The organism is Jeotgalicoccus aerolatus, from assembly GCF_014635205.1.
Lineage (GTDB): Bacteria > Bacillota > Bacilli > Staphylococcales > Salinicoccaceae > Jeotgalicoccus > Jeotgalicoccus aerolatus.
The window spans coordinates 142,221-166,738 of the sequence record NZ_BMCN01000001.1; the positions used below are offsets into that span (position 1 = coordinate 142,221).

General features: G+C 41.1%; 20 protein-coding genes and 1 riboswitch. Of the genes, 15 read left to right on the forward strand and 5 right to left on the reverse strand.

All coding sequences use genetic code 11. The features are described 5' to 3' along the window. Positions 1-6 precede the first annotated feature (6 nt). Both acsA and IEU81_RS00865 read left to right on the forward strand, forming a co-directional pair. Complete coding sequence (gene acsA / locus IEU81_RS00860) at positions 7-1,716, forward strand: acetate--CoA ligase (RefSeq protein ID WP_092598360.1); 1,710 nt, start codon at positions 7-9, stop codon at positions 1,714-1,716. Positions 1,717-1,856: 140 nt separating this feature from the next. Continuing rightward, on the forward strand, positions 1,857-3,524 hold the full coding sequence (locus IEU81_RS00865; RefSeq protein ID WP_186089850.1) for a formate--tetrahydrofolate ligase: 1,668 nt from the start codon (positions 1,857-1,859) through the stop codon (positions 3,522-3,524). Between the two features lie 106 nt (positions 3,525-3,630). On the opposite strand, the gene IEU81_RS00870 is transcribed toward IEU81_RS00865, so the two are convergent. After that, positions 3,631-6,165, reverse strand: coding sequence for a transglycosylase domain-containing protein (locus IEU81_RS00870; RefSeq protein WP_186089852.1), 2,535 nt, complete (start codon positions 6,163-6,165; stop codon positions 3,631-3,633). A gap of 423 nt (positions 6,166-6,588) precedes the next feature. Between IEU81_RS00870 and tyrS the strand changes: the two genes are divergently transcribed. Next, the gene (gene tyrS / locus IEU81_RS00875; RefSeq protein WP_092598566.1) at positions 6,589-7,851 is read left to right on the forward strand and encodes a tyrosine--tRNA ligase; all 1,263 of its coding nucleotides are present in this window, start codon (positions 6,589-6,591) and stop codon (positions 7,849-7,851) included. Positions 7,852-7,926: 75 nt separating this feature from the next. On the opposite strand, the gene IEU81_RS00880 is transcribed toward tyrS, so the two are convergent. Further along, the gene (locus IEU81_RS00880; protein ID WP_186089853.1) at positions 7,927-9,255 is read right to left on the reverse strand and encodes a YjiH family protein; all 1,329 of its coding nucleotides are present in this window, start codon (positions 9,253-9,255) and stop codon (positions 7,927-7,929) included. Positions 9,256-9,407: 152 nt separating this feature from the next. Here IEU81_RS00880 and IEU81_RS00885 point away from each other — a divergent pair, with 152 nt between their 5' ends. Beyond that, on the forward strand, positions 9,408-10,355 hold the full coding sequence (locus tag IEU81_RS00885) for a dipeptidase (protein ID WP_186089855.1): 948 nt from the start codon (positions 9,408-9,410) through the stop codon (positions 10,353-10,355). A gap of 59 nt (positions 10,356-10,414) precedes the next feature. On the opposite strand, the gene IEU81_RS00890 is transcribed toward IEU81_RS00885, so the two are convergent. After that, complete coding sequence (locus tag IEU81_RS00890; RefSeq protein WP_186089857.1) at positions 10,415-10,906, reverse strand: hypothetical protein; 492 nt, start codon at positions 10,904-10,906, stop codon at positions 10,415-10,417. Between the two features lie 115 nt (positions 10,907-11,021). Between IEU81_RS00890 and IEU81_RS00895 the strand changes: the two genes are divergently transcribed. From IEU81_RS00895 to IEU81_RS00925, 7 genes are all read left to right on the forward strand, one after another. Further along, entirely contained in the window at positions 11,022-12,164 is a 1,143-nt protein-coding gene (locus IEU81_RS00895; RefSeq protein ID WP_186089859.1) for an MFS transporter, read from the forward strand. A gap of 60 nt (positions 12,165-12,224) precedes the next feature. After that, entirely contained in the window at positions 12,225-12,494 is a 270-nt protein-coding gene (locus IEU81_RS00900; protein ID WP_092598381.1) for a hypothetical protein, read from the forward strand. A gap of 481 nt (positions 12,495-12,975) precedes the next feature. Beyond that, entirely contained in the window at positions 12,976-14,181 is a 1,206-nt protein-coding gene (locus IEU81_RS00905) for a DUF418 domain-containing protein (RefSeq protein ID WP_092598384.1), read from the forward strand. A gap of 11 nt (positions 14,182-14,192) precedes the next feature. Continuing rightward, entirely contained in the window at positions 14,193-14,867 is a 675-nt protein-coding gene (locus tag IEU81_RS00910) for a response regulator transcription factor (RefSeq protein WP_092598387.1), read from the forward strand. A 6-nt stretch (positions 14,868-14,873) separates the two neighbouring features. Further along, positions 14,874-15,866: a sensor histidine kinase gene (locus IEU81_RS00915; RefSeq protein ID WP_186089860.1), complete on the forward strand. Its 993-nt coding sequence runs from the start codon at positions 14,874-14,876 to the stop codon at positions 15,864-15,866. A 101-nt stretch (positions 15,867-15,967) separates the two neighbouring features. Next, positions 15,968-16,732 carry an ABC transporter ATP-binding protein gene (locus tag IEU81_RS00920; RefSeq protein ID WP_231957184.1) on the forward strand — a complete coding sequence of 255 codons (765 nt, stop codon included), beginning with the start codon at positions 15,968-15,970 and terminating at the stop codon, positions 16,730-16,732. After that, positions 16,677-18,668, forward strand: a complete 1,992-nt coding sequence (locus tag IEU81_RS00925; protein ID WP_231957112.1) for an ABC transporter permease — start codon at positions 16,677-16,679, stop codon at positions 18,666-18,668. The genes IEU81_RS00920 and IEU81_RS00925 overlap by 56 nt, the downstream gene beginning before the upstream one ends. A 95-nt stretch (positions 18,669-18,763) precedes the next feature. On the opposite strand, the gene IEU81_RS00930 is transcribed toward IEU81_RS00925, so the two are convergent. Further along, positions 18,764-19,408 carry a queuosine precursor transporter gene (locus tag IEU81_RS00930; protein ID WP_092598399.1) on the reverse strand — a complete coding sequence of 215 codons (645 nt, stop codon included), beginning with the start codon at positions 19,406-19,408 and terminating at the stop codon, positions 18,764-18,766. 47 nt (positions 19,409-19,455) lie between these two features. Then, positions 19,456-19,944: a preQ(1) synthase gene (gene queF / locus IEU81_RS00935; RefSeq protein ID WP_186089863.1), complete on the reverse strand. Its 489-nt coding sequence runs from the start codon at positions 19,942-19,944 to the stop codon at positions 19,456-19,458. Between the two features lie 50 nt (positions 19,945-19,994). Next, positions 19,995-20,040, reverse strand: a riboswitch (PreQ1 riboswitch). A gap of 108 nt (positions 20,041-20,148) precedes the next feature. Here queF and IEU81_RS00940 point away from each other — a divergent pair. The 4 genes from IEU81_RS00940 (at position 20,149) to IEU81_RS00955 (ending at position 24,489) form a co-directional block, all read left to right on the forward strand. After that, a complete protein-coding gene (locus tag IEU81_RS00940; protein ID WP_186089865.1) occupies positions 20,149-21,057 on the forward strand; it encodes an alpha/beta hydrolase in 909 nt (302 codons plus the stop codon). 314 nt (positions 21,058-21,371) lie between these two features. Then, complete coding sequence (locus IEU81_RS00945) at positions 21,372-22,001, forward strand: GNAT family N-acetyltransferase (RefSeq protein WP_186089867.1); 630 nt, start codon at positions 21,372-21,374, stop codon at positions 21,999-22,001. A 26-nt stretch (positions 22,002-22,027) separates the two neighbouring features. After that, the gene (locus IEU81_RS00950) at positions 22,028-23,203 is read left to right on the forward strand and encodes a M20 metallopeptidase family protein (protein ID WP_186089868.1); all 1,176 of its coding nucleotides are present in this window, start codon (positions 22,028-22,030) and stop codon (positions 23,201-23,203) included. Between the two features lie 2 nt (positions 23,204-23,205). Next, a complete protein-coding gene (locus tag IEU81_RS00955) occupies positions 23,206-24,489 on the forward strand; it encodes an amidohydrolase (RefSeq protein WP_231957114.1) in 1,284 nt (427 codons plus the stop codon). Positions 24,490-24,518: the final 29 nt, after the last annotated feature.

A 24,518-nucleotide genomic window follows, 5' to 3' on the forward strand; every position in this document is an offset into this window, starting at 1 on the left:
TTAAGAATGAAAGTAGAACTTTACAAAGCAACAGATCAGCAATCGAATATGCCGAATTACGAAACGGCAAAAGAAAATTTCTCATGGGAAGACATTGAAAAAGAATTTTCCTGGTATGAGACAGGTAAAGTTAATATGGCTTATGAAACGATAGATAAGCATGTGGATGAAGGTTATGGGGATAAAATTGCCTTACATTATAAATTAGATGATCAGATTCAGTCGTTTACATTTAAAGAGATGAAAGAACAATCCAATAAAGCGGCCAACGTTTTAAAAGATGCAGGTGTTCAAAAAGGGGACCGCGTGTTTATCTTTATGGCACGTTCACCTGAATTATACTTTGCATTACTCGGTGCATTGAAACTGGGTGCAGTTGTCGGTCCGCTGTTTGAGGCATTTATGGAAAAAGCAGTTAAAGACAGACTGGAAAACAGTGAGGCCTCGACGATAATTACTTCGCCTGAACTGTTGTCAAGAGTACCGGTTGATGACCTGCCTGACTTAAAAAATGTCATTGTTACCGGCGGAAATACAGATGAAAAATATATTGATTTTAAAGAAAAATTTGAAGCAGCATCAGATGAATTTGAAATCGAATGGCTGGATAAAGAAGACGGCTTAATTTTACACTATACGAGCGGATCCACAGGTCAGCCAAAAGGGGTGCTGCATGCACAATACGCTATGGTGCAGCAGTACATTTCAGGTAAATACGTGCTCGATTTAAAAGAAGATGATGTTTACTGGTGTACAGCGGATCCAGGCTGGGTGACCGGGACATCCTACGGTATTTTTGCACCGTGGCTGAACCGGGCGACAAATGTAATTGTCGGCGGCAGATTCTCGCCTGAGTCATGGTATGGTGCACTTGAAAAATTAAAAGTGACTGTCTGGTACAGTGCGCCGACAGCATTTAGAATGCTGATGGGCAGCAGTGACAATGCAGTGGAAAAATACGACTTATCTGCGCTAAGACACGTATTGTCAGTCGGAGAACCGTTGAATCCTGAAGTTGTAAAATGGGGGATGGAACTATTTAATCTCCGTATCCACGATACGTGGTGGATGACTGAAACAGGTGCGCATATGATTGTGAACTTCCCGTCAGTAGATATTAAAGGAGGTTCAATGGGTAAACCGCTGCCTGGTGTTGAAGCATCGATTGTCGATGACCAGGGCAATGAACTGCCGCCAAACCGTATGGGGAACCTGGCATTAAAAGCAGGCTGGCCGGCGATGATGCGTGAAATTTGGAAGAATAAACCGAAATACGATTCGTACTTCGTTGGCGACTGGTACATTTCAGGTGACTCTGCCTACCGTGATGAAGATGGTTACTTCTGGTTCCAGGGCCGTGTAGATGATGTCATTATGACTGCCGGTGAACGCGTCGGGCCGTTTGAAATTGAATCTAAACTGGTCGAACATGAAGCGGTGCAGGAAGCTGGAGTCATCGGTAAGCCTGATCCTGTACGCGGGGAGATTGTTAAGGCCTTTATCGCTTTAAGAGACGGATATGAGCCGACAGATGATCTGAAAGAAGAAATCCGTGTATTTGTGAAGAATGGACTTGCGGCACATGCTGCTCCAAGAGAAATTGAATTTAAAGACAGCCTTCCGAAAACGCGCAGCGGTAAAATTATGAGACGTGTCTTAAAAGCATGGGAACTCGATTTGCCGGCAGGCGATTTATCTTCTATGGATGATGATTAAAATGTAAAATTATAAGAAAATTGAAGCTTATAGTTAAAAGCAGACCGTTTGTAATGGTCTGCTTTCAACTTTTATGTCATAATGAATTATGAAGTTGTGAAATCGTTTTACAACGCAAATTATATTTAGGAGCTGAGAAGATGGCACATTTGACTGACCAAGAAATTGCGTCACAAGCCTCAATACAACCAATTCAGGATATTGCAAAAAAAGCAGGTATTCCTGAAGAAGCATTAGAAATGTATGGTAAATACAAGGCAAAAGTAGACATCAACCAACTGGAAGGAAACAAGGAAGATTCTAAAATCGTTCTTGTATCCGCGATGAACCCGACACCTGCAGGTGAAGGTAAATCAACAGTGACTGTTGGTTTAAGTGATGCTTTTAATAAAATCGGCAAGAATGTAATGGTGGCACTGCGCGAACCTTCACTTGGACCTGTAATGGGTGTTAAAGGCGGAGCGACAGGCGGCGGTCATGCACAAGTATTACCGATGGAAGAAATAAACCTTCACTTTAATGGTGACCTGCACGCAATTACTGCAGCAAATAATGCGCTGAGTGCATTTATCGATAACCATATTCACCACGGCAACAAATTAAATATCGACCCAAGACGTGTATCTTGGAAACGCGTTATCGATATGAACGACCGTGCACTGCGTCAAGTCGTTGTCGGTTTAGGCGGACCAACTAGAGGGGTTCCTCGTGAAGATGGTTTTGATATTACAGTGGCATCGGAAATTATGGCTGTACTCTGTTTATCAAACGATATCATCGATCTTAAAGAAAAATTAGCTAAAATTGTATTCGGTTATACTTACGACAAAAAACCAGTAACAGTTGGAGAGCTTGAAGTTGAAGGTGCTTTGGCACTTCTTCTTAAAGAAGCGATTAAACCTAACCTGGTACAGACTATGGAAGGCACACCTGCCTTAATTCACGGCGGTCCATTCGCTAACATCGCTCACGGCTGTAACTCAATTATTGCAACAAACACAGCAAGACAGCTTGCTGATATCGTCGTAACAGAGTGCGGATTCGGTTCTGATCTCGGCGGTGAGAAATTCATGGATATTAAAGCACGCATGGGCGGCTTTAAGCCGGATGCTATCGTTTTAGTTGCAACAATCCGTGCACTTAAGATGAACGGCGGCGTCGCTAAAGCTGACTTAGGCGAAGCTAATGTTGACGCACTTAAAGAGGGTGTTGTGAACTTAGGTAAACACATCGAAAACGCTCGTAAATTCGGCGTTGAGCCGGTAATTGCTTTAAACGACTTTGTAACTGACACTGATGAAGAAAGAAACTTCGTTCTTGACTGGTGTAAAGAACAGGGCGTACGCGTTGCCTTAACACAAGTATGGGAAAAAGGCGGAGAAGGCGGCGTTGACTTAGCTAACGAAGTATTAGCAGCAGTTGAAGCTGGAAACGACTTCCACCACCTGTATGAAGATGAACTGCCAATCGCTGACAAGATTGAAAAAATTGTTACAGAAGTATACGGCGGGGACGGTGTTATCTTAACGGATAAAGCTAAAAAACAAATTGCTGATATCGAAGCTAACGGCTGGGGCAACTTCCCAGTATGTATGGCTAAGACTCAGTATTCATTATCTGACGATCCTAAAAAACTTGGACGTCCGACAGGTTTCAATGTAACTGTCCGTGAAGTTATCGCCAAAGCAGGTGCAGGATTTGTTGTAGCACTGACAGGTGATATCATGACTATGCCTGGACTTCCTAAAGTACCATCAGCGAACAAAATGGATGTAAATGCTGACGGTTCATCAACTGGTTTATTCTAAGCAATATTTAAAGCTCAGAAATCCTTAAGGATTTCTGAGCTTTTTTGTGCTAAGACTATAAAGAAATCCCCTCTGCTGTTGCAGGGGGATTTCATATTTGCTGGGATTAGTTATCCTCTTCATCTTCGTCTTCATCCTCGTCCTCATCGTCATCTGATGAGCTTGAAGATCTTCCGACAGTGTATCTGTCGTCATAAGTCCTTGTCACACGTCCGCGAAGATCGCTGTTTGTCAGTCCGCTGTCAATAGATGCACCCATGCGCGATTGAATTTCAGGGTCGCTGAGTGAGCTCTTATTAGAGAACTGTGTATCTTCAGCGATGAGTCCTTCGATAGGTCTGTCCATGCTGCTTGAGCAGTCATCTTCCAGTTCCATCGTCAGTGCACAGAATTCTTCTTCTCTGACTGATGAAGGCTGCTGGAATTCTTCATAGGCACCCATTTGTTCAGGAGCAACGCTTGTCAGTGCCTGAGCCATATTTCTCCAGTTGTACAGGTGGTAGTACTGCTCATCATCTGTATCATACACTTGAGGAATACTGCGGTCGTAACCCATCCATATACCTAAGGTTACTTTCGGATTAAAACCGATCATCCATGAATCGACGAAACTTTCTGAAGTACCGGTCTTGGCAGACCAGTCGTATACGCCCTGTACAGAATCATAGTAATCTTTAATATGATATACAGAACCTGTCACAAATGATTCTTTCAGCATATCTGCCATTAAGAATGTGGTTGAATCTTTAAAGATTTGTGTTGGATCCTGCTGCTGTTCATAGATGACCTCGCCGCTCGGGTCAGTAATAGTTTCAATCATATAACTTTGGGTCATTTCACCCTCATTGCCGAATGTAGAAAATGCATCGACATTTTCTTCGACTGATACTGTATTTGTACCAAGCGGCAGTGATGGTGTACCTAATAATTCATCTGACACATTCATACCTAAGTTATCTAAATACTGTCCCGGATTATGATCCTGTACTTGTGACCACAGTCTTAAAGTACTCAAGTTATATGAGTTGCTGAGCGCGTGCTTGGCTGAGACTAAACCGTACTCTTCAGTAGAGTAGTTTTGAGGAGAGTAGTTCAGACTTTCAATCGTGAACTCTTCATCCAGCAATACTGTATCCGGTACGATTAAGCCCTGATCGATTGCAGGAGCATAAGTACTCAGCGGTTTCATCGTTGAACCGGCCTGACGGCTTGTTTGTGTTGCGTGATTTATTTCTGATTCTTCGTAATTGCGGCCGCCGACAAAGCCGAGTATTTTACCAGTGCTGTTATCTTTTAGCACCATGCCGACTTCGTGATCAAGCATTGTCTCTTCTTCACTTTCAGTAGCATTGATAGCCTCCAGGCTGCTGCGCTGGCCGTAGTAGCTGAAAGTATTGTCTTTAGTGTCCTGCATCGTATCGTAAATTGTCTTATCAATCGTCGTCTCAATCTGATAACCCTCATTGCGCATTGCTTCGTTCGCTTTTTGAGTGTACTCCTGATTAATTAACGGCGTTGAATCAACGTCCTCACGGCTGATGCCCTCTTCTTCGGCGAGAATATATTTAATAATCTCCACACCGCGGCGTTCTATTTCATCAGTTAAGAACGGGTAATTCTGGTTTGGAACAACCACACTGGATGCCATATTATCGTAAATATTATAAGCAACAGCCTGATCGTGTTCTTCTTGAGTAATCGCACCTTCTGTCAGCATTCTAGACAGAACAAATTCCTGGCGGTTCTTGCCGGCTTCAAGCATTTCTGGTTCTTTCATTGAACCATCCTGGTTGAACGGCGTGTATGCGTACGGGTTTTGAGGCAGTCCTGCTAAAAAGGCACTTTCAGCAATATTTAAGTCAGCTGCCGATTTACCGAATACACCCTCTGCTGCAGATTCAATACCTGCGATGTTCTGACCGTTGGCATTCCGTCCAAACGATACTGCATTTAAGTATGCTTCTAAAATTTCTTCTTTAGACATTATATTTTCAACTCTGAAAGCAAGTAATAATTCCGTTGCTTTACGGTCGAATGTCGGATCGTTCGTCAGCATTTGGTTTTTAACCAGCTGCTGGGTAATGGTACTGCCCCCTGAACTTGCGTCACTTCCGGAAACTTCCTGCAGCGATGCACGCAGGAATGCTTTTGGAACCACACCATTATGTTCATAAAAGTGCTCGTCCTCTGTAGATATCAGTGCATCTGTGACGTTTTCGGAAATATTTTCATATTCAGTGGTATCCCGGATCAAGTCGGATCTTAATGTTCCGAGCACCTCGCCGGAGCCGAATGTTACAGTCGTACTTTCAGTCATTTCGGTTAATGAAGTTAAAATTTCATCTTCTGCCTGCACTTCTTCATCTGAGACGAGTGCTGCAAAGTAACCGAGACCGATACTGAAAAGGAATATCCCAAGCAGAGTGAACGCTAATAGTAAGAATAAAACGACGTTCCATATAGTGTCATATGCAGTAAAGAACGACACTCTGAGCGGGGACCCTGCTTTTTTAAAGCGGGCGACTGTATTATGATATTTGTCCTTCGCAGTTGCTCCGTGAACCTTGTCTTTCTTTTTGTCAGGATCTTTGCGGGAGAACAATCTTTTTATACTATCAATAAAGTCATTTTTCTTTTCCATGCCAACCTCCTATTAAAAAGATTATATCATATGTCCTTCATACACTCATAGTGATAAAAGCCGGTGTAAACATAATGTAATTCAACTTGCTCATCGTATATCAAAATGATAAAAAATCAAAACAATACGAATGGTCAACCTCTGATGCGCTTGACTTTTAAGTGTGTGAATAATATACTAATGTAAATTTAATGAATAATTTGAACGGTGAGAGAAGTAGTAATATGATTTGATTCAGAGAGCCTGCGGATGGTGAGAGCAGGTGAGAATGATATTATGAATACACTCATATTGGTGTTCAGATCGTTATAGAAGACGTACATTCTAATTTAGAGATAAATTGTTTGGTGGTACCGTGTCACGCACCCATACTGTAAAAGTATGGGTGTTTTTTTATTCATTAAAATCATATTATTGGAGGAAATTATGACTACATTATTGGAAGACTTGCAATACCGGGGTATTGTTTATCAGATGACAGACGAAGAAAAAATTAGTGAAATGCTTGAAAATGAGAAAATTTCGCTGTACTGCGGTGCGGATCCAACTGCGGACAGCCTGCATATCGGACACTTAGTGCCGTTCTTAACACTGCGCCGTTTCCAGCAATACGGTCATCGTCCGGTAATATTAATCGGCGGCGGCACTGGTATGATTGGAGACCCTTCATTTAAAGCGGATGAGCGTAAACTGCTGACGGAAGAAGAAGTCGATAAAAACGTAGAATCAATAAAAAAACAAATGGAAAACATTTTCGATTTCAGCGATGATAATGCTGCTCTGATGGTGAATAACAAAGACTGGCTGAAGAATATCAGCTTGATCTCTTTCCTTCGCGATTACGGCAAGCATGTCGGCTTAAATTACATGCTGTCTAAAGATGCGATTCAGTCACGCTTAGAAACAGGAATTTCATATACTGAGTTCACTTATACAATTTTACAGGCAATCGATTACGGTCACTTAAACAAAGAACACGATGTCAGAATTCAAATCGGCGGTTCCGATCAGTGGGGCAACATTACAAGCGGACTTGAATTAATGCGCAGAATGTACGGTACAACGAACTCTGAAGGACTGACCATTCCATTGATCACGAAAGCAGACGGCAAAAAATTCGGCAAGACAGAATCCGGAAATATTTGGCTCGACAGCAAACGTACTTCGCCGTATGAATTCTACCAGTTCTGGCTCAACCAGCGTGATGAAGATGTGATTAAATTCTTAAAACTGTTCACATTTGTAGAACGTGAAGAAATTGAAGCACTGGCTGAATCAGTCGAAAAAGAACCGCATCTGCGTCAGGCTCAAAAACGTCTGGCAGATGAAATAACAGAATTCATCCACGGCAGCCAAGGATTAGAAGAAGCTAAAAAAGTGACAGAAGCACTCTTCAGCGGTGATATTAAGTCGCTGGATGCAGCCCAAATTAAAGACGCTTTAAAAGATGCACCATCTGCAGAAGCAGACAAAGAAGACAGCAGTCTGGTAAACGTCCTGGTCAATGCAGGCGTATCACCATCAAGACGTCAGGCTCGTGAAGATATTCAAAACGGCGCGATCTACATTAACGGTGAAAGAAACCAGGATGTAAATTACGAAATTAATGCAGAAGATAAAATTGACGGAGAATTTACGGTTGTCCGCCGCGGCAAGAAAAAATATACAATTATTAATTATAAATAACAGCAAGAAAAAGTATATAAAGTAAAAAATCCGTACGTTTAGCTCGAGGGAGCCGAACGTACGGATTTTGTTTGTTTAGAAAATAATAAATGCTGCAACGATCACAATCGGTAAAGTGATGACTGTTCTGATCAGGAATATCATAAAGAGTTTCCCAAGGCCTAAAGGAATCTTAGAGCCCAGAATAACACCGCCGACTTCTGACAGATAAATCAGCTGAGTAATACTCATTGCACCAACGATAAAACGTGTCATATCGTTTTGAACATTCTCGATGAGAATAGCTGGTAAGAACATATCAGTAAAACCGATAAACAGCGTTTCACTCATTGCCTGTGCTTCAGGTATGCCGATCAGTTCAAAAAGCGGAACGAATGGCGCACCGAGCCAGGAGAATATCGGTGTATACTCAGCGAGTATTGTTCCGAGTGTACCGATGGCCATAACGATCGGCAGGACTCCGAACCATGTATCAAATACAGTTTTCAGACCTTCTTTAATCAATGACAGCAGACCTGGAGATTTTTCAGCTTTAACCATAGCTTTTTCATATCCCCATGTTAACGGGTTGTGCGTCGAAGGCACTGTTTCTTCAAGTTCAGAACCTTCATTATAATACGTATCTTCGATTCTTGATAAAGGCGGGATGCGCGGCATAATAAGTGCTGCTGTAACACCGGCAACGATAATTGTTAAGTAGAACTGGCCGAACATATGCATTAGACCGATTAAATCCAAGACGACAATCGTAAATGTGATGGAAACAACAGAGAATGTCGAAGCAATGACACTGGCTTCACGTTTAGAATAATAACCGTCTTCATACTGTTTACTCGTTAAAATAACACCGACCGTACCATCGCCGACCCATGATGCTAAGTTATCGACTGTCGAGCGGCCCGGTAATGTGAACAGCGGACGCATAATTTTAGAAAATAAGGTTCCAACAAATTCGAGCAGCCCGTAATTTAAGAGCAGCGGCAAGAAAAATCCAGCAATAATGAATACTGTAAATAAGGTCGGCAGCAGGTCGTTTAAGATCATCGAACCGGTACCGCCGGAAATAATCATTTCAGGACCAGCGCCTAAATAGGCAAGTACTGCAAATACTGCACCGATTGCTCTTAAAATGACCCAGAAGTTTGTAGTATTAAATACATCGTTTAAAAATCCGGAACCGGATTTTAGAATCCAGCTGTATAATATACTCATGACAGCCGAGATCACAATGGTAATCACTACTAACAGGGTAATCGTTTCTATAGTAAGCGTATCTATGATGAAGTTTGCAAAAAATGCAACGGGAACTGTCGTTTCACCGTCTATGTTCAAAGGAACGAGGAACATAAATATACCGATGATTGACGGGATAAAAAACTTTAGGAATGTAATAAATCTCGACATAAAAAACCCTCTTTTTTATAGTAATTTTTAGAATTTATGTAGAATGTACTAAATAATTATACAATATAATGAATAATAGTAAAGAAGTAAACGTTTTCATACGTATTGATTTCCATTATAATGGAATTATAGTGAAAAGGGGAGATATTTTTATGAATATTATTGATACACACTGTGATGCTTTATTGAAACTGCAAGGAGATGCCAGAAACACACACGGATACTTTCAGCAGGAGCGCCAGCTGAATTACTTGAACTCAGATGCTCTCGATATGAATATGGAAAGACGGATTAAAGGAAATGTGAAAGTACAGTTTTACGCTATATTTATCTCTCCGGGAATTCCGGACAATGAAAAATGGCAGCACGCCTTAGAACAGGTCGATGCATTTTACGAAGAAGTTCTGACGATGGAAAACATGGTTCATATTACAAATCTGTCGGATATTAAACAGTTAAAAGATCATGAATACGGCGCGGTGCTGACATTGGAAGGTGCGGATGCTTTCGGCAACGATCTGATGAAACTCCGGACGCTGTTCAGACTGGGTGTTTTGTCTGTCGGACTGGTTTGGAATAACGGCAATCTCGCTGCAGACGGCGTCGGTGAAGTGAGGGGCACAGGATTAAGCGAATTTGGTTTTAAAGTAGTCGGAGAATGCAATAAAAATAATGTACTGATAGATGTCAGTCATTTAAATGTCGAAGGTTTTAAAGATGTCATTGAACACGGCAAGTATGTTTTTGCCAGTCATTCTAATGCAAGAAGTATTCATGATCATCCGAGGAATTTACACGACAGTCAGATTAGCCAGCTGATCGACAAAGGCGGAATGGTTAATATTGTATTCTGTCCATCGTTTATCGGTGAAGGCAAGGTGACTATTGATGATCTGTTAAAACACGTCGATAAAATAATCGAACTCGGGGGAATGGAGCATATCGGCATCGGCTCGGATTTTGACGGTATTACCGAGTATGTCGACGAACTGGAAGATGCATCGCAATACAGCAATTTAATAGAAGCTTTAGAACAAAAATACGGTAAAGAAGCTGCTGAGGGCATTGCTTCAAAAAACTTTATACAGCTATTTTGTTAAAAAGAAAAAAGTCTCGGCACGCCGAATTTTAATAATCGGCTTGCCGGGACTTTTCAAGTTTATTCAGTGCCGCTTTCGGCAATCATTTGATTCACATTTTTTTTAGCAGCATCCATTTCTTCTTCTGCCTGATTAATTTTATCGAGTTCCTCGTTTAAAGTTTCATCGATGGAATCATCAGACAGCGGATTAACAAAAAAGAATTTTTCGTTAAAATTACTGTAGAGCTCCATTAAATCTTCGACTTCATCTAAATAATCCACCATGGCTTCCTGGACTTCTAAATGCTCATCATTACTTAATGTGTAGTTATTAATCGTGTGACGAAAATCGTTCACCTTAGGAATAATTTTTTCATTGATAGTCTGCAAAGCCTTATCCCGATTCGACTCGCTGCTGATGTTTTCGGTCGTTTGATCGAGCATTGTATTCAGCTCGCTGTCGTGGCGTTCAAAAGCACCCAGCATTTGCGTAAAATTTTCTTCGGATTCACTGCTGCATGCACTGAAAAACAGCACGATAAACGGCACTAAAAACACTATTCTTTTCATAATTACACCTCATAAGAATTTAAACGTAAGAAAGACATTTGAAACACTTTTCTTTTATTGTATAATAATCAGGTTACTCTTTTAAACTATATTATATTAAATGTGAGGAATACATATGAACAAAAAATTAATTATTACTTTTACAGTGGGGATATTCCTGCTCGGAATGATGGAATTAATCGTTTCGGGTATTTTGGAATTGATGAGCAGCGACCTCGGCATCAGTCATGCTTTAACGGGTCAGCTGATCACTGTATATGCAGTCAGTTTTGCGCTGTTTGGGCCGATTTTAATTCGTCTGACAGAAAATATGCCGGCAAAAATTGTTGTGCTACTGTCACTGATTGTATTTATTATCGGGAATGTTGTCTTCGGACTGGCCGAGACATTTTTAGTTCTGTCCATTGGACGGGTCATCACAGCGATGGCTGCCGCGGTGTTTATCGTAAAAATACTGGATATGACCGTGATGCTTTCAGAACCGCGAGTTCGCGGTAAAATGCTGGCGCTCGTTTATATGGGCTTTAGTGCAGCGAATGTTTTCGGTATACCGATTGGGACGATCATCGGTGCTCAGTTTGGCTGGAGAGTAATCTTCCTGATGGTTATTATTTTGGCAATTCTAGTCGGACTCGGCGTGATTTTCTTCGTGCGCTCACAAGATCTGACGGACCGTGCACCAGCCGGTGCAGAGAAGAGCCGTTTGAAATCGAAGAAAAACGTTGCTTTATACATTGCAGTCACATTATGTGTATTAATTGGGAATTATATTATTCTCGGTTACATCTCGCCGCTGATGACATCTCACGGTTTCACACTTGAAAACGTCTCATTCGCTCTCCTGACTACAGGAATCGGCGGTATGACAGGGACTTATCTCGGCGGTAATTTAATCGATAAAATCGGTCCTAAGAAAACAGTTATGATTATGATGTCACTATTTCTTGTCAGTATGGCGATTATGCCATTCTTATATGAAACACCGATTTTGTTCTATATTAATATATTTGTCTGGAGTCTGTTCCAGTGGTCGACATCTCCGGCAGTACAGGGCGGTCTGGTTGAAAACGTTGAAGGCTCAAGCTCCAACGTCTTCAGCTGGAACATGTCAGCCTTGAACCTTGGAATTGGTGTCGGCGCCGTCATCGGCGGGGTGTTTATCAGCAACTTCGATATCAGCTACGGCCCATGGCTCGGCTTTGTTATTGTCCTGTGTGGATTGATTGCAGCAACTCAAATTAAACCGCAGCATGTGTAAATTCTTGAATCACTGATAAAATCCTATATAATTAAATCACGGAAAAAGGGAGCGGTTAATGTGTTAATGCGTTTAGTGATAATTATTTTAGCCAGCGTCGCATCGATTTTTGTGGTCAATTATACGGGATTATATATTCTTGATTACACTTGGCAAAATATACTGTATGGTGCGCTGATTATAGTAGCACTTATGATTATATATAAAATTTTGACTAAATTTTTAAAGCTGTTCTTATTTGTAGTCATTGTTGTACCGGTGCTCGGTATTTGTTTTTACTACATTTATTCATACGTGATGGGCGAACCCCCGTCATTTATGCAGTTTTAATAAGGAAACCGAAAATCTCATGTGAGATTTTCGGTTTTTTTTGTTTTGGTATTGCTGGTGGAGGGGCTTGCTGATTATTGTTGTGTGTAAATTGGTTATCGTCCGCTTGTGAGGGTCACAAGAGTGTGTTGATAGAATATTGCCCGCATGTGCGGGTTACAAGCGGGTGTTGATGGATTATCGACCGCATGAGAGGGTCACAAGCGGGCGTTGATGGAGTATCGACCGTATGAGCGGATCACAAGCGGGCGTTGATGGAGTATCGACCGCATGAGCGGATCACAAGCGGCCGCAAATGGATTATTGACCGCATGAGCGGGTCACAAGCGGCCGCAAATGGATTATCAACCGGATGAGCGGATCACAAGCGGCCGCAATCAGATTATCCCCAGCAACCACCCGAATCCCAGCCTCCACCACCAGACTATTGTTTAATTTTCAGTGCTGACGACGTATACTGATTATAAATGGAGGGTGAGCTATGGGGGACAATAATCCGATAGAGTTTAATCAGCGGGTGTTTGAAATTGATGGTGTCAGAGGTTTTGCTTTACTCGGAATTTTAATGATGAATATTATGTCATTTGCCGGTCCGGATATCGATGACAGTTTTACAGGGACGCGCAGTGAAATTTATACAGGTTTCTGGAATGAGTTGTCTCTGTTTTTTATAAATACTTTTGTTACGACTAATTTCTATACTATGTTTTCATTTTTATTTGGCCTCGGGTTTTTCATCTTTCTGTCGAGGGCTGAAACTAAGACACAGCATACGGCTGCGCTATTTTTAAGACGGCTGGGACTGCTCTTAGTTTTCGGTCTCATGCACGGTATTTTACTGTGGTACGGAGATATTTTGTGGACGTATGCAATCGCAGGGCTATTCCTGCTGATTTTTTATAAATTTAAACCGAAAATCAACCTGATTATCGCAGCTGTTATTTTAATTGGCGGTTCTGTGCTGGTTATTTTAAGTACAGCGCTCGTCTATATTTCAGCTAAATATTCGAGTGCTGCCGGTCTAGAGTCAGAAGGGTTTGTGTTTTCATTAAACATGACTGAAACTATTTTAAACGGGACTTATCTGGATATTGCAGCCATGAACGCAGCGATTTTAGGTTTATCGGCTTCCGGTGCGATTTTTGTTATCCCTAATGTACTGGCGATGTTTTTAATCGGCTTGTACGCTGGTCAAAAAGGTGTATTTCAAAATTTAACTGCACATACAGATCTGCTGAAAAAAGCAGCGGTCATCGGCATCGGTGCCGGCTTACCTGTAAAAATATTTACCGGATATTTAACGACCTATCAAGGTGATGACATGGTCTATGTGCAGCTGGCGCAATTATCGAGCACGCTCGGCGGACCTTTAATGTCGATCGGTTATATCGCAGCATTTACGCTGATTTTATTAAAAGTACCGAAGCTGCTTAAGCTGCTGCAGCCTGCAGGGCAGATGGCACTGACGAACTATATTGGCCAGACAGTCATCATGCTGCTTATATTTTACGTTTTCGGCTTATTTAACAGTGTGAATGCAGTATGGTTTATTCCAATTGTGCTCGCGGTGTTTATCGTTCAGCTGATTCTGAGCCATATATGGATGAAGTTTTTCAATTATGGACCGCTGGAATGGATTTGGAGAACGTTTACTTATTTAAAAATTATGCCGATAAAAAAACGGTGAGGGGCTAAGAAATGAAATTACTTATCATTGAAGATGACAGCGTCTTAATGGATGAATTGACTGCTCGATTTAAAGAGTGGGATATCGATGCGTTTGGCATTACTGATTTTAATGATGTGATGAATGACTTTATAAAACATGAGCCGGAACTCGTTATTGTAGATATCACTTTGCCGAAATACGACGGGTTCTACTGGTGCCGTATGATCAGAAATGTTTCCAGTGTGCCGATTATCTTTTTATCGTCTAGAGATCACCCGGCCGATATGGTGATGAGCATGCAGATGGGGGCGGATGATTATGTGCAGAAACCTTTTAATTTTGAAGTGCTGAACGCAAAAGTTCAGGCACTCTTAAGACGGACTTACGAATACCAGCATAAGGAAATCGACGTCTTTAAATTTCGAGATGCTGTCTTTGATTTTAAAAAACTGACGGTTACTGCGGGGGACGATGTCATAGAACTTACGAAAAATGAGTCGTATATACTGTCGATACTGTCACAAAACACGGGGGATTCGGTATCAAGAACGGAGATTATCGAATCGCTGTGGGATGATTCGAAATTTATCAGTGACAATACACTGACAGTTAACGTTAACCGTCTACGTAAAAAGCTCGAGTCTATCGGACTGGATCATGCGATTGTGACTAAAACCGGCATCGGCTATATTTTAAAGGAGTAGATGATGATGTATTTTAAAGAGAATATTCCCATCCTCCTTTTATTCGCGGCTTTTAATATAGTGATTTTACTGATTGGTATACTCGACAGCAGCATTCCGAATGTCGCTGTGACTTATATTTTCCTGTTTAATCTGCTGATTTTTGTCGTGTATATGATTTGGGATTATACGAGAAAACGGTCATTTAATAATGAACTTTTAAAACTAGGTTCACTGAACGATATTGCCGTAATGTCGACAGGGAATACGCCGGCTCAGCGGCATATTTACGTTAAACTCGACGAGCTGAGAGTCGAACATCAACATACAGTCGATAAAGAATCTCGAAAAACACGCGAAAATTTAGATGAGCTGACTCGATTTATCCACGATATGAAAATGCCGGTAACGACGATGAAATTGATGATCGATGATCTAGACGGTTCAGACCGTCAAAAATTATCGGGTGAATGGACGCGTCTGAATGGCATGCTGAACGAGATATTGTATTTAAAACGCCTGCCGAATATTAAAAATGACTTATATATCGAAGATATTGATATAGAGAAAATCTTAAACACTTCTATTAAAAAATTAAGAGATATATGTATGGAAAAAAATATCGGCTTTGATATTCATCTGCATGAAAAGAATGTGCACACAGACCGAAAATGGCTGCAGTTCGTAATGGATCAGATTATTACTAACAGTGTAAAGTACTCTTCTGACAACGACATTGTAATTAAAAGCCAGGTGACAGCAGGCAGAATGCAGCTGTCTGTGACAGATTACGGCAGAGGGATAAAAGAAAAAGATATTCACCGTATATTTGAAGCGGGTTTTACTTCAACGAGTGACCACCATGATGACCAGTCGACGGGCATGGGAATGTATTTAACTAAAGAAGTCTGTGTCGCGCTAGCTATAAATATCGATGTGACATCTGTTTACGGTGACTATACAACCGTAACTTTAACGTTCAGCAAAGCAAATGAATTCAGTAAAATCACTATGAAGTGACGAAAATGTCACTTTATAGTGTTTTTTGTTCGCTGAATCAAACGATGCGGTGAGACATACGGTGTAAACTGTAGTTAATCACTTGAACACAGGAGGAATCAATTATGCTGTTAAAAGCGACAGATATTAAAAAAAGTTACGGAAATAAATTTAACCGCACAGAAGTATTAAAAGGCATCGATATTAGTTTAAACAAAGGGGAATTCGTTTCAATTATGGGGGCGTCCGGTTCCGGCAAGACGACGCTTTTAAATGTGTTAAGCTCGATCGATAATGTGACAAGCGGTCACATTTATATCGACGGCATCGATTTTACAACTTTAAAAGATAAAAAACTCGCAGACTTTAGAAAAAATGATCTCGGTTTTATTTTCCAGGATTATAATTTACTCGATACTTTAACGATTAAAGAAAATATTATGCTGCCGCTGTCCATCCGGACCATGTCTAAACAAGAGGTAGAGCAGCAGTTCGACAGTGTTTCACGCCAGCTCGGTATTTTTGACTTAGCGAAAAAGTACCCGAGCCAAGTGTCAGGCGGACAGGCTCAGCGCACCAGTGCAGCACGTGCTTTTATCCACCAGCCGAAAATTATTTTCGCCGATGAGCCGACGGGAGCCCTCGACTCTAAATCTGCCAGCGATCTTTTGAAAAAACTGCAGCAGCTGAATAATACTTTAGATACAAGCATTATAATGGTGACTCATGATGCAACTGCAGCGAGCTTTTCTCACCGTGTGATTTTCTTAAAAGATGGTCAGGTCTATACGAGCCTGTCCCGCGGTGAAATGACACAGGATGCATACTACAGTGAAATACTGGATACGCAGCGTGTCTTGGGCGGTGTCGTCGATGAAGCTGAATAATTTAGTAATCAAAAACTTCTTACGCAACTTAAAAAACTACGGGCTTTACGTTTTTGCACTCGTGTTCAGTGTGGCCTTGTTTTTCTCGCTGCTAACTTTGACGCTCGATGACACAGCGATGACGGAAATTACGGGAAGCACACCGATGACTGCACTGTTTTCAATCGGTTCGGTGGTCGTCGTTATCATTATTATACTGTTTGTCTGTTTCGCTAATATGATTTTCATCAAGCGCCGGCATAAGGAACTGGCTTTATTTCAGCTAGTAGGTATGAACAGAAGCAAAATATTTAGAATACTGCTGCTCGAAAACTTCTTCATATATTTCGGAAGTTTAATCGGCGGGGTCATACTCGGTTTCTTCATATCTAGACTGCTGTTAATGATTTTACTAAAAATTATGCGGGTAGATATGATGGTGGAAATGAACTTTTCACCGCTGGCATTATTCATTACGGCAGGTGTATTCGTCTTTATCTTTTTCATCTTAATGATTCAGAACTATGTATTTTTAAAACGCACTTCACTGATTAAAATGCTGAAACTGAATAAAACATCAGAGAATACAGGTCAACCGATTGGCAAGATGACGATTATTTTCGGTGCAGCCGGGATATTAATGATTGCAGCCGGTTATTACATGTCTACGGAAATGTTTGACCGGGCAATGGAAAATGGACTGCTGCTGCCGATCTATATGGTTTCTATATTATTCCTGACAATCGCAGGAACTTATATTACCTTTAAATGTTCAGTCGCCTTTGTCTTAAATATGATTCGACGCAGTAAAAACGGGCATGTCAATGTCAACGATGTACTTTCAGTGACGAGCGTCATGTTTAAAATGCGCTCCAACTCATTTTTACTGACAGTCATTGCTGTCATTACAGCAATTAGTATTACAGCGATGTCATTATCGTATATTTCATACTATTCAACCGATAAAATGCTCGACAGCACGACGCCTTACGAATATACAGTTGACAGCTCAGAGAATCTTGATTATTACGAAGAACTGCTGAATGAGAACGGGATTGAAATTAACCGAATTGAAAAATCATTTATGCATTACAGCGTCGTAGGCACAGATGAAAATAACAACTTACAAAATAGTGAGGAGTCCGGCGTGAACGGCAATGAACTCGGTATCGTTATTGCCAGTGATCAAGAATTTGAAGGATTTGATGTTGCGAAAAATGAAACGAAAGTTACAGGAACACTCGCCATACTGGATATGTACTTATCGTTTAAAGAAGGAGATCCTGTCACATTTACGAACGGTGACGGTTTTGAAAGAACTGTCGAAGTGACAGAAACGACAAGTGAGGGTATCCTGCCTTCAAACTTATCATTCGGACTGCCGGCACTGATTGTCGATGATTCAGTCTATCAGGAACTATCAGAGAAACAGCCGGCAGAAAATCAAGAATATGACATGCCATCTGAACTGTATGCATTTAATATTGCCGGCGGCGACACTGAAGAGGTACTTGATATTATGGACAAGGAAGACAATCCACCGTTTGTGTCAAAACAGATGGATTATAACGAAATGGTGCAAATGTCAGGTATGATGGCCTTTATCGTCGGGTTCTTAGGGTTTGCCTTCCTCTTAACATCAGGCTGTATATTATATTTCAAACAGATCGATGAATGTGAAGAAGAAAAAGGCAGTTATACAGTGCTTAGAAGACTGGGCTTCTCTCAAGGAGAAATATTGCGGGGACTGGGTCTAAAAATGATTATTTCATTTGGTATTCCTCTAATTATCGGACTGCTGCATTCGCTGTTTGCAGTAAAATCAGGCTGGTTCATATTCGGAATTGAAATGTGGACACCGACACTGATTGTCATGGGCGTATACACAGTACTGTATTCAATATTTGCACTGATGTCATTGGCTTATTACAAGAAAGTCGTTAAAAATAGTATATAATCATGAGACAAAATGAAAAGGCATAGCCCCGTAAAAAAGTGGGCTATGCCTTTCTTTATAATTGTTATTAATATGTTCAAGTTTTTATCGAATGGTTAAAGCTGTTCAGTCACTTCTTTAAGCAGCGCGCGTTCTTGACCGAGCTGTTTCCTTGCCAGTCCAACTAGCAGATACACGATCGGCGTATCCAGCATGACAATTACAATTTTTGCAATGTATTGCATAAAAATCATGCTGATCAGCACTTTCAAAGGGACTGTACCGAAAAATGCGATGACGATAAAAATACTCGTATCAGCAAGCTGTGTAATCAAAGCTGAGAAGTTATTCCGGAGCCAGAGTTTTTGTTTGCCGTGACGGTCTTTTAACTTATGGAAGATAAAGACATCTAAGTTCTGGCTGACAAGGTAAGAAACCAGGCTGGCAATAATGACTTGAAAACTGCCGCCTAAAATCATTTCGTACTCTGTCTGCATTTCAAAAAACGGGGCAGGGGGCACTTCTACTGCTATGTATATAAAGAATAAAACGATGACTTGTGCTAAGAATCCTGCACGTATTGCACGAGCTGCCATTTTTTTGCCGTAGACTTCTCCGATAACATCGGTGATTAAAAATGTTGCCATATATACAAGTACAGCTGCCGGCAAATCAAATCCTAAAACTGTAAATACTTTTACTGCCAGTATATTTGATACAACCAGCAGTCCTGCAAAGAGCGCGGTCAAATAAAAAATCAATATATTCCCTCCATTAACATTCGGAAGAAATTCTTAGCCATCCTCATTTATCTGTTATCTATCTTTTCCGGATACATATCGTGGTTCATCAAACGGTGGTCTGCCATTTGTTCATATTTGGTACCTGGTTTGCCGTAATTAACATACGGGTCGATTGAAATACCGCCGCGCGGTGTGAATTTGCCCCATACTTCAATATATTTTGGATCCATTAATTCAACTAAATCATTGACGATCATATTTACACTGTTTTCGTGAAAACCGCCGTGGTTTCTAAAGCTGAATAAGTATAATTTTAATGCTTTGCTTTCAACCATTTTAAGGTCGGGAACGTAACTGATATATAGAGTTGCAAAATCAGGCTGTCCTGTCATCGGGCAAAGTGTTGTAAATTCCGGGCAGTTAAATTTAACGAAATAGTCGCGGCCGGGGTGGCCGTTATCAAATGTTTCTAGAATACCTGGGTTATAATCAAATGAATATTCGACGTCCTGATTGCCGAGCAGACTTAAATCTTTTGAATAATCTTCAGTCATAAAAAAATCCTCCTTTAAATAAAAAAACACGCGCCAAAAGGCACGTGAGTCGTGTCTTAGTTTTTTTAAGAGGGTGTGGCTAAGAACCTCTTCGTGAATTTATTTTACAGTTTATTATACATCGTTGGAGCATAAAGGTCCAGACTACATATGACAGGCATTTTTTTGGTATCATTAAAGTAACAAGAGTACGGAGGCATAGTGATGGAAATTAAAAAATTCAAAGTGGGTAATTATCATGCAGAAGTAACAGCCATTCTCGGGGATTCAGGTGTTAAATTTGAAGCGAAACCGGCTGTTGTCATTTGTCCCGGCGGCAGTTACATGTACGTATCTAAACGTGAAGCGGAGCCGATTGCATATGATTTTCTTGCTCAGGGCTATCAGGTCTTTATCCTTAGATATTCCACAATTGGCACGATGATTGAACAAGAGGGCAGAACTGCTGAGCGGGATGAAATGTACAGAATTGCTTCTATGGTTGAGCCGGATAAAATACTGGGCTCCGAGTTTCCGAATCCTTTAATTGAACTGGCGCTGACTATGGCACATATTCGGGAAAATATTCATGAATACAACGTTGACTCTGATCGTATCGGAGTAATCGGTTTTTCTGCCGGCGGTCATTTAGCAGCGAGCCTTGGGGTCCACTGGAACCAGAACTGGCTGCAGGAACTGACAGGTAAGGAATCCAGATGGGTTCGGCCGAATTTCCAAGTTCTCGGTTATCCGATTTTAGATTACGATTTGAACAGAGTGATCGCTAATGAACGCGGTGTCGGAGATCCTAAATTTATGTCGATGGCAGGACGTATGGTGTTCGGAGCAGAAATTACAGATGACACTCTCGACCTTGCAACGATTAAAAATCACGTTTCCGATCAGACGCCGCCGGCATTTATTTGGCATACCGGTGAAGATAAACTGGTATACGTTAAAAATGCGCTGGATTTTGCAGATGCGCTTGAGCGTAAAGGCGTACCTTGGGAACTGCACACGTTCCATAAAGGAGACCACGGTCTCAGCACTGCATCTAAAATAACAGGGAAGGTCAATCCGCATGTTCAAAAATGGGTGCCTTTAATGTTTGAATGGCTGGATGAATTGCAATAAAAAAAACAGCCGTTTTTACTAACGGCTGCGGTTCAAATTAAATTCTAAATATAGCTCTGTATGCTCCGGATAAATTAATTCAACTAATAGATTTTCTTCATCAAAGTCATTCGTTTTTCTCATGCAGGTATATATGAAGTCATCTAAAGATCCATTTTTGGCATCTCTTTGCTTTATCAGTTTAAAAAAAGTTTTCTCATTGGTGGAGTCTATACATTTAACTAATATATTCAATTTACACCAACTCCTCAATATATCAATAACCAGAAATAAGTAAGGGTAAACATAAAAACATTGAGAAAGGCGGTATTGCCATGGAATTTGAAAAACTCAGCACAAAAAATATCGAAGAAATTATGCAGCTGCAGGACCGTGTATATGAAGTGCTGGAACAAAAAGAAGTACTGGAAAAACTGTCTAAAGAAGAAATGGAAAGCTGTCTGAATCAGGGCTATGTTACCGGTGTTTTTGACAACGGTAAACTTGCTGCTCTCCGTATGATGTACATCCCGTCACTAGATGAAAAAGAACACCTGGCTGATGATGTCGGTGTTCCGAGAGACCGCTCAATCTATTCTGAAACTTCGCTTGTCGATCCGCCGTACAGAGGGCAGGGGCTTCAAACAAAAATGGGCGAGTATTTAATTAAGCAGGTGAAAGAGAGCGGGGATTTTGATTATATCTTCTCAACCGTAATGCCTGTTAATCTGGCGAGTTTAAAAGACAAATTTAGGCTCGGCTTTAAAATTATGAGAACAAGATTGAAATACGGCGGGAAAAGACGCCATATTTTATATATGCCTTTAAAAGAAGAGCTGCAGGTCACAGGTGAAGTACTGAAGATTAAGTACGATAACTACGACTGGATGATGAACGACGGCCAGAATTTTATCGGCTATACTTTAAACGGTGAATTTATTGAATATTATAAAAAAGAAAATTAATTTTAAGTTAAACAGAGGTGAATAGAGTGGAAATAGCAGAGAAAATTATTAATGATGCGATTGAATTCAGAAGAGTGCTGCATCAAAATCCGGAATTAAGCACTAAAGAGTACGATACATCTCAGCGCATTCAAAATAAACTGAAAGAATTTAATATCCCTTATCAAACGGGTTTTGCAGACACAGGCGTGCTCGGTATTATTAAAGGGGAACAGGGCGGAAAGATAATCGGTATTCGTGCAGATATTGATGCATTGCCTATCGAAGAAATTTCCGGTGTTGAATTTTCGTCTTTAAATAAGGGTGTAATGCATGCCTGCGGCCATGATGCACATACATCGATGCTGCTGCATGCCGGTAAAGTTTTAAACGATAATAAAGATAAAATCAAAGGGACAATACTGCTGATTTTCCAGCCTGCAGAAGAGTTATCACCTGAGGGCGGTTCACAGCGCATGATGGATGACGGTGTATTCGATGAATATAAACCGGACATGCTGCTGGCTCAGCACGTTTGGCCGGATCTGCCTGTAGGTAAATTTGGTGTAATGGCAGGTCCTATCATGGGGAACTCAGATCGTTTTAAATTGACGATTACGGGGTCCGGCGGTCATGCATCTATGCCTCACGCAACTACAGATGCAATTATAGCAGCGAATCAGGTTGTGACTGCACTGCAGACTATTGTGAGCAGAAACGCGGACCCGATGCAGCCGGCAGTTGTGACGGTCGGCCGTTTTGATGCCGGAACGAAACATAATGTCATTGCAGAAACTGCTGTACTTGAAGGTACGATAAGGACTCAATCGGATGAAATCAAGGAATTGACTAAAAAACGTTTCTTTGAAATCGTCGAACAAGTGACAAGTGCCATGGGTGCTTCAGTAGATATTGAATTTTATGATGGTTACCCTGCAACAGTAAACGACGCAGAGTGGGCGGCTGAACTTAAAAAATCTATTAATAAAATATATGGAGAAGAAGCAACACCAGAACTGCTGCCAAGTCTTGCCGGTGAAGATTTCAGCCGCTTTTTGCAAGCTTATCCCGGCGTATACTACTGGCTTGGAACGTCTGTAGGCGAAGGGCAGAAACCACTCCATAATCCTGCCTTTAAATTGAACGAAGATGCATTTGAGTACGGCATGACTGCCATGGTAAATATGGCGATTGATGCGCTGAATAAATTGGCGGAGGTGTAATGATGACAGAACTGAAGGAGCAGTTAATTAATACTCGGCGAAAATTTCATCGTTTTCCCGAAGTTGGCTTCACTGAGTTTATAACAACTTATGAAATATACAAGGCTTTAAAACCACTTGCATATACTTTGTATTTAGGTGATGATGTGCTTTTAAGAAGCGCACGTGTGGGTTTGCCTGACGACAGCGTATTTGAAAAAAGTTATGATAGAGCGATTAAATACGGCGTACCGAAAGAGTTTTTAGAATATGTTAAAGAAGGTACGACAGGGGTTATAGCAACTCTGGATACAGGGAGACCGGGACCGCACTTTGCTGCGCGTTTTGATATAGACGGTCTGCCGATTACAGAATCTGAAGATGCTTCTCACAAACCAAAAACCGAAGACTTTATCTCGCTCCATCACGGCGAAATGCATGCCTGCGGTCACGACGGCCATATTACGACAGGCTTGTATTTGGCAGAATATATTAACAAGCATAGAGATCAGCTTAAAGGAAGATTCACTTTAATTTTTCAAGCGGCTGAGGAAAGTGTCAGAGGCGCTAAATCTGTCGTTGAAAAAGGCTGGCTCGATGATGTTGATTACTTTTTCTCAAGTCACTTAGGCATTAGAAATTTACCTGCAGGCACTGTCAGTGCAGCTACAACAGACTTTTTAGCCAGCACAAAATTCGATGTGAAGTTCTCAGGTAAATCAGCACATGCAGGCGTTGAACCGAATGCCGGCAACAACTCTCTGCTCGCAGGTTCACTGGCAGCATTAAATTTAAATGCGATTGCCCGTCACGGCGGGGGATCCACTCGGATAAATGTCGGAACAATGACGGCGGGAAGCGGCAGAAATGTTATCGCCGACCAGGCGTACTTGGAAATTGAAACCCGGGGCGAGACAAAAGAGCTCAATCAATATATGTTTAATAAGGCTAAAACCATTATTCAGGCAGCTGCAGATATGTATGAAAATGATGTTGAAATCATTCCGGTAGGTGAGGCGCCGGATGCAGAATGTTCAGCGGAATTAATCGATGCAGTCAAAGAAGCTGTTAAAAACAACAATCACATTACAGACTTAAAAGATACACTGTCATTCGGTGCTTCTGAAGACGTGACGATGATGATGGAAAGAGTGTTAGAAAAAAATGGGAAAGCGACTTATATGCTGTTTCCTTTCGAGCTGGAATACGGGCATCATCATCCGAAATTTGATTTAGATGAGAGCGTTTTACTACTTGCGGCATCAGTATACACAGATATTGTGAACTATCTGATGAAAAACGACTAAATATTTCAAAAATTATAATGAATCAGTTG

What these genes read in the sequence shown, in the direction of transcription:
- IEU81_RS00955 (WP_231957114.1), top strand. Translation starts at nt 23,206, where the DNA reads ATGACAGAACTGAAGGAGCAGTTAATTAATACTCGGCGAAAATTTCAT.
- IEU81_RS00885 (WP_186089855.1), top strand. Translation starts at nt 9,408, where the DNA reads ATGAATATTATTGATACACACTGTGATGCTTTATTGAAACTGCAAGGA.
- IEU81_RS00910 (WP_092598387.1), top strand. Translation starts at nt 14,193, where the DNA reads ATGAAATTACTTATCATTGAAGATGACAGCGTCTTAATGGATGAATTG.
- IEU81_RS00865 (WP_186089850.1), top strand. Translation starts at nt 1,857, where the DNA reads ATGGCACATTTGACTGACCAAGAAATTGCGTCACAAGCCTCAATACAA.
- IEU81_RS00945 (WP_186089867.1), top strand. Translation starts at nt 21,372, where the DNA reads ATGGAATTTGAAAAACTCAGCACAAAAAATATCGAAGAAATTATGCAG.
- IEU81_RS00895 (WP_186089859.1), top strand. Translation starts at nt 11,022, where the DNA reads ATGAACAAAAAATTAATTATTACTTTTACAGTGGGGATATTCCTGCTC.
- IEU81_RS00890 (WP_186089857.1), bottom strand. Translation starts at nt 10,906, where the DNA reads ATGAAAAGAATAGTGTTTTTAGTGCCGTTTATCGTGCTGTTTTTCAGT.
- IEU81_RS00915 (WP_186089860.1), top strand. Translation starts at nt 14,874, where the DNA reads ATGTATTTTAAAGAGAATATTCCCATCCTCCTTTTATTCGCGGCTTTT.
- queF (WP_186089863.1), bottom strand. Translation starts at nt 19,944, where the DNA reads ATGACTGAAGATTATTCAAAAGATTTAAGTCTGCTCGGCAATCAGGAC.
- IEU81_RS00880 (WP_186089853.1), bottom strand. Translation starts at nt 9,255, where the DNA reads ATGTCGAGATTTATTACATTCCTAAAGTTTTTTATCCCGTCAATCATC.
- IEU81_RS00905 (WP_092598384.1), top strand. Translation starts at nt 12,976, where the DNA reads ATGGGGGACAATAATCCGATAGAGTTTAATCAGCGGGTGTTTGAAATT.
- acsA (WP_092598360.1), top strand. Translation starts at nt 7, where the DNA reads ATGAAAGTAGAACTTTACAAAGCAACAGATCAGCAATCGAATATGCCG.
- IEU81_RS00870 (WP_186089852.1), bottom strand. Translation starts at nt 6,165, where the DNA reads ATGGAAAAGAAAAATGACTTTATTGATAGTATAAAAAGATTGTTCTCC.
- IEU81_RS00940 (WP_186089865.1), top strand. Translation starts at nt 20,149, where the DNA reads ATGGAAATTAAAAAATTCAAAGTGGGTAATTATCATGCAGAAGTAACA.